The 6000-nt window shown below is 41.5% G+C and carries 5 protein-coding genes; 3 read left to right on the plus strand and 2 right to left on the minus strand.

What is annotated here, in order from left to right; translation table 11 throughout:
- Positions 1–91: 91 nt before the first annotated feature.
- Positions 92–1135, plus strand: a complete 1044-nt coding sequence (locus BS63_RS0108195) for a zinc-dependent alcohol dehydrogenase family protein (protein ID WP_004205609.1) — start codon at positions 92–94, stop codon at positions 1133–1135.
- A 471-nt stretch (positions 1136–1606) separates the two neighbouring features.
- On the opposite strand, the gene BS63_RS0108200 is transcribed toward BS63_RS0108195, so the two are convergent.
- Together BS63_RS0108200 and mutY are read right to left on the minus strand one after the other, a co-directional pair.
- Entirely contained in the window at positions 1607–2035 is a 429-nt protein-coding gene (locus tag BS63_RS0108200) for a YjdF family protein (protein WP_002963029.1), read from the minus strand.
- Between the two features lie 271 nt (positions 2036–2306).
- Entirely contained in the window at positions 2307–3467 is a 1161-nt protein-coding gene (gene mutY / locus BS63_RS0108205) for an A/G-specific adenine glycosylase (RefSeq protein WP_021673834.1), read from the minus strand.
- A 1095-nt stretch (positions 3468–4562) separates the two neighbouring features.
- Here mutY and BS63_RS1000000112155 point away from each other — a divergent pair.
- Together BS63_RS1000000112155 and BS63_RS0108215 are read left to right on the plus strand one after the other, a co-directional pair.
- The gene (locus tag BS63_RS1000000112155; RefSeq protein WP_019769622.1) at positions 4563–4736 is read left to right on the plus strand and encodes a hypothetical protein; all 174 of its coding nucleotides are present in this window, start codon (positions 4563–4565) and stop codon (positions 4734–4736) included.
- Positions 4737–5208: 472 nt separating this feature from the next.
- Positions 5209–6000 (plus strand): cysteine peptidase family C39 domain-containing protein (locus tag BS63_RS0108215; protein ID WP_028798537.1); only part of this gene is annotated, 792 nt, incomplete at its 3' end.

Raw genomic sequence — 6000 nt, forward strand, 5'->3', positions numbered from 1 at the left:
CAAATCTTAATCTAGCAGGTAAGGCAAGTATTAAGGGATGACCAGTCATCAATGTTATAATGATTACAAATAAGAAAGGATGCAAATCATTATGAAAACGACTGTATTTGTAAAAGCTGGCCAAGTGGCCGTGCAAGAAGTTGAGAAGCCCCAATTAGTTGAGGCCGATGATGCCATCATTCGTGTGGTTCGGACCTGTGTCTGCGGTTCGGACCTCTGGGGTTATCGGGGTGACGATGATAAGGCTGAGGGTTCCGACAATAGTGGTCATGAAATTATCGGAGTCATCGAAGAGGTTGGTTCTGCCATTACCACTCTGAAAAAAGGAGACTTCGTCATCGCCCCTTTTACCCACGGTTGTGGCCATTGTGCAGCTTGTGTGGCTGGTTTTGAAGGTGCCTGCCAAGATCACACCCCTGCTACCAATTTCAGCTCAGGCTACCAGGCCGAGTTTGTACGCTACCCCCATGCTCAATGGTCTCTGGTCAAGATTCCAGGTCAACCAGGTGATTACAGCGAGGGTATGTTAGCTTCCCTGCTCGCCTTGGCTGATGTTATGCCAACCGGTTACCATGCTGCCCGTGTTGCCAATGTCCAAAAGGGTGACACCGTAGCAGTTGTCGGTGATGGGGCCGTTGGCCTCTGTGCCGTCATCGCTGCCAAACTTCGAGGGGCTAAACGCATTATCATCATGAGTCGTCACGAAGACCGACAAAAACTGGCTCTGGAATTCGGGGCAACAGATGTCGTGCCTGAACGGGGCGAAGAAGGGATTGCCAAGGTCCGTGAATTGACTAATGGTGCTGGTGTGGATGCCGCTCTTGAATGTGTTGGCACCCAACTTTCAACGGAAACAGCTCTGAAGATAGCTCGCCCAGGTGCCGCCATTGGTCGAGTTGGTGTTCCTCACACCCATGATATTAATCTCAGCGATTATTTCTTCCAAAATGCTATCATTGCTGGCGGACCAGCCTCTGTAACCACCTACGACAAGGAACTCCTGCTTAAGGCAGTTCTCGATGGCCAAATCAATCCTGGTAAGGTGTTCACCCAAACTTATAGCTTGGACAATATCGACCAAGCCTACAAGGATATGGAGAACCGCAAGACCATCAAGGCAATGGTTACAGTCTAAAATTGACTCTGTAAGCCAGATGGACGACGACTTAAATCTGCTTCTACATATAATACTAAGTTAAAATCAAAACCTGAATTGTTTTCAAGTAGGAAAACTTTGTTGTGGGTTAATCCGCTAACGAAGTGAGCTAAAAATGATATTTTCGCCGTAGTTGAATTTTCAGTGACAACGGAAGTGTCACTGAAAACGGGATTTTTGAGACTTTAGGCTCAAAAATTTATCACGGGGCAAAGACATCAGCTACTAAAGTAGCGATGTCTAACACCAATCTCTAGAGCGATTGGCTAGCCCCCTGATTAACTCGGTTAGGCCAGTAAAATTGACCGGCCAAACCTCGCCTCGTGTCGCAATGAAACTCCGAAGGAGGTTGTTTCCGTCCGCACTACTTAAGAAAATATCAAAAATCTGATTTTGATGTTTGGTGAATATAAAAAGCCCAAACCGATTGGCCTGGGCAACTGGGACACCTTAGTGTCCCTTTTTCTTTTGACGACGTTTTTCCTGTTTGAGTTGAAACTGTCTTTCCTTGTACTCTTGCTTTTGCTGGCGTTTGGATGCCTTCTTTTTCTGTTTCAGCAATTCATAACTGGCCTGCATGGCCTGTTGAGCCTTGGAGGACAGGACAGGCTTTTTCATCTGTTTGCTGACCTCCCTTTGCATCCGCTTGGGATTAATAGACTTATGGCTCATGGATTTGTCGGGCTCATCAATGACCAAGCCCAGCTCCTCTTGTCGTCTCATCCAGTGGCTCAAGCGGCGGTGGACAAAGTTGAGAACTTCCTTGTCCTTGGGTTCCTTACCAAAAGCATAACGGAAAGCCTGATAGCCCAGTTTCTTATCTTGATATTCAAGCAAGGCAAACCAGAAACCGCCGTCGAAATATACTGTCATTTTCATGCCAGCCCTCCAAAAAAGATAAAATTTGATAAGGGACGACCTGGAGGGAAGGTTACTGACACCAAAGGTGCTTGCAGACTACCCAACTGCAACTGTGTTTTTATATCGCCTCTATTATAGCATAGATCTGCTTTGCTGGCTTTACATTTTTAGAATATAGCAAAATTCCAGCTAGTCTAACTTGGTTCTATCTTTGGCAGACTAAGGGGAGGCCAAAAATTCAAGACAGCTTTCCCTTGACAATCCCACCTAGATGATGAGAAATTCTAGTTTAATCTTTTTGCTGGTAGGCCTCAATCATTTTTTTCTGGGGAGTTGCCATAGGATAATTGACAAAATCTTCTGGAGCAACCCAGCACAAGTCCTTGTCTCCTTTTAAGTCTGTTTGGTCAATTTGCCCTTCAAGCAGACTAACCTGCCATTTTTGATGGCTAAAAGTATGCTTGACAAGGGGGAAATTTCCTTTCGTCCAGACTGGCTTGAGTCCGTAATCCTCTTCAAAAACATTTTTCAAGGAGACTTTTTCTAAGACCTCATCATCCTTATCTTCTTCGAAAAGATTGAGCTGCTTGGCTAGGAGCTGGGTCTCCATCAGGGGAAAGGACCAGAAGCCTGCTAGGAGGCCAGCCTTTTGATTCTTCTCCAAAAGAAACTGTCCCTCTTGATTTCGGATGATGAAAGCCTGAAGCTGCATAGGCTTGGGCTTTTTCTTGGGTAGCTTAATAGGATATTTGTCGTAGGTCCCGTGTAAATAGGCAGCATTGAAGGCCCGGATGGGGCTTTCGTCAGGTCTGGGATTTTTAGCGGATTCGATATCCGTTCCCAAGTCCATCAAGGCCTGATTAAAATCACCAGGTCGCTCAGGGTCAATCAGTTCCTCCATAATAGCCTGGAAAATTTTTCTATTGCTAGGATTGCCGATGTCATAGTCTACCTCAAAGAGGCGGGCCATGACCCGCATGACATTACCATCAACAGCGGGCTCAGGCAGGCCAAAGGCGATACTGGCAATGGCCCCAGCGGTGTAAGGACCAATTCCTTTTAAACTCAGAATCTCTTGGTAGGTCTTAGGAAAGATCCCAGCAAAATCGTTCATGATTTGCTGGGCACCCTTTTGCAGGTTTCTGACGCGAGAGTAATAGCCTAGGCCTTCCCAGGCTTTGAGCAACTGTTCCTCAGGAGCCTGGGCTAAATCTTTAATACTAGGGAACCAGTCTAAAAATCTTAGATAATAAGGAATGACTGTTTGAACTTGGGTCTGTTGGAGCATGATTTCAGAAATCCAGATATGGTAGGGATCCTTGGTCCGCCGCCAGGGTAGGTCTCTTTTTTCTTGGTCATACCAAGCCAAGAGGGTCCGCCGAAAGGACTGGATAGTTTTGTCATCCCACATTTGGACACCAAAGTCTTGTAAATTTAGTGTTTTCTTCATAGGAAAAATTATAACAAAAATGTTTGATAAAAAAGATTTAAAAGCTTGACAAAGGAAAACGCTTACATTATAATAAAAATGTAAATAAGATAAGACTTAATCAAGGAGGTATTCCCATGATTAGACAAAACATTTCGAGGTACAAGAACGGTGACAGGCCTTAGATGGTAGGCAAATAAAGATTAATTTTACGGTAAGTATTGTCGCTAGTTCGTATGAGATATTGTGTTAAGAGGTGATTGTAATGATTAACATGAATAAATCTCGGTACAAAAATGGAGACAGTAGTTCAATGATAAGCGTAACCGACCAATTAGTGGTTGATTGCTAGTTCTAGTTTGAGACATAGTAGTAAGCAGAAGATTTTTAAAGTAAAGCTCATAGTCCTAACAGTAGTTAATCTTACTAGTCAGTTGTAAATCTTGCAAAAGTGCTGGAGGAACGCTTATGTTGATGTTTGACCTAAGTCGTTACAAAAATGGAGATTCTTTAGCTGTCGCATAGAATAGCTAAAGGAGTGGTACCCATGCCAAAATTCTAGTGTACATTGAGAAAAGAAGGTGTGCTTATGCTAAACTTTAATCAAGGACGCTATAAAAACGGAGACATCCTAGGCTGTTGCATAAAATAGCTTAAGGGGTGAAACTGATGTAATGAAAAATTTAATAAAAAACTGCTTAATGAAGTCTAGTATTAAAATTAGAGGCTGAAAGTAGAAGATAACTCAGCAAGATAAATGATAAAAAAGAAAATTAGATATTCAAAAAAGCAAAACCTACTTGTCATTGAAAGAGGTGGCATTAAGATTGAATTTAAGCCGTAATCAAAACGGAGACAATTATCTACCTTAACCTCCTTATGAGAAAAAAGAAAGGCGTGATGCTAGCTTGACAGAAATTGAAACAGAACAATAGAATCCGATTCTAAGTGTGCAAGAATCGGATTTTTTAGTGCTTTTTTATTATCGGGAACTTTTGCCAATACTGTGACTAACTACTTGGCCCTTTTTTACTAGTATGAAAGTAGGTTAGCTAGAAAAGTTAAAAGTTTCTAAGATGAATTAGATTAATAACCACATTTGATAAGAGCTAAGTCGTGTCGCCAGTCAAACTAATAGAAAAAATTGAAAGAGGACAAATAAATCCAGAATCTAAAAAATCAGTAGCACTATTGGTACTGATTTCTGGAGTTGGAGAAGAAATTATTACCTTTGGAGCCATTGCTGATGCTTATTTTGGCTATAAGGCAGAAGGTTATTTGATTAATTAACCATGAAGTATGTTATAAATTTTATCCTTTAGATATTTTTGATAATTTAGATACAATTTTTTTAAGATTCTCTAAAAATGAGAAATTTAACCCCCTATCTTTCACGTCAATTTTAATGATGATAATTTTGCTAGCCATCTACGATTTATTCTGCACCTAAGAATATCGCTTGAGTTTTTTTCATTTTTTAAATAAGAGTAAGCATAGCTGAAAATCTCCACCTTCATTTTGGTATCAGGGAATTTTTTGAAAGGAAAAAGATTTTCTTATATATTAAAGTTTCAGAAAATTCTTATTTAGATATCGTCTTTGTTTTTATTTTATTAAGTAAATCTTAAAAATATTGCTAATTGAGTCTATTTTTGTTAAACTGACTTCATAGATAGATATGCCCTGTTCCTTATTTGGTGTCGGGGATATTTTTCTGAAATCGTCCTCAACTATTTTCACGGGTTGGCTGGAAAGGAATCTTATGAAGCAGATCACTTATATTATTTTGATTGTAGCTCTTGTTATCGCAGTCAATATTATTTTAGAGGCCTTTAGACGCTACTTTAGATCTAAGAGAAGGAAGTCTAGTCCTCAATCATCTCAAGCAGTAGCTGGTTCTTCCAGTTCAGTTGGGCTATTTTGGCGTAGGCGCTACAAGTTTATTCCTCAAGTGGATACCAGAGACTGTGGTCCAGCAGCCCTAGCTTCAGTAGCCAAGCACTATGGTTCGGACTATTCTCTGGCTAGATTGCGAGAGCTTTCAAAGACTGACAAGCAGGGAACGACAGCTCTTGGTTTAGTAGAAGCTGCCAAGGCCATTGGCTTTGAAACCCGCTCGATCAAGGCTGATATGACTTTGTTTGACTATACGGATTTAACATACCCTTTTATTGTCCATGTGGTTAAGAACAAGCGTCTCCAGCACTATTATGTCGTCTATGCCAATGCCGGTGATAGCCTGATTATTGGGGACCCAGATCCTACCGTCAAGGTCACCCGCATGTCTAAGCGAGATTTTCAGGAAGAGTGGACAGGTCTGGCTATCTTTCTAGCGCCCACCCCTAACTATAAGCCCAAGAAAGACGAAAAAAATGGTCTCATGAGCTTCTTCCCTATTATTTTAAGGCAGAAGGCCCTCTTGACTTACATTGTTTTAGCCAGTCTGATGGTAACCCTGATTGATATTGTTGGTTCTTACTATCTCCAGGGCATGCTGGATGAATACATTCCAGACCAGTTAATTTCAACTCTGGGTATTATTACCATCGGCTTG

Source organism: Streptococcus sobrinus DSM 20742 = ATCC 33478, from assembly GCF_000686605.1.
In the GTDB taxonomy this organism is placed as follows: domain Bacteria; phylum Bacillota; class Bacilli; order Lactobacillales; family Streptococcaceae; genus Streptococcus; species Streptococcus sobrinus.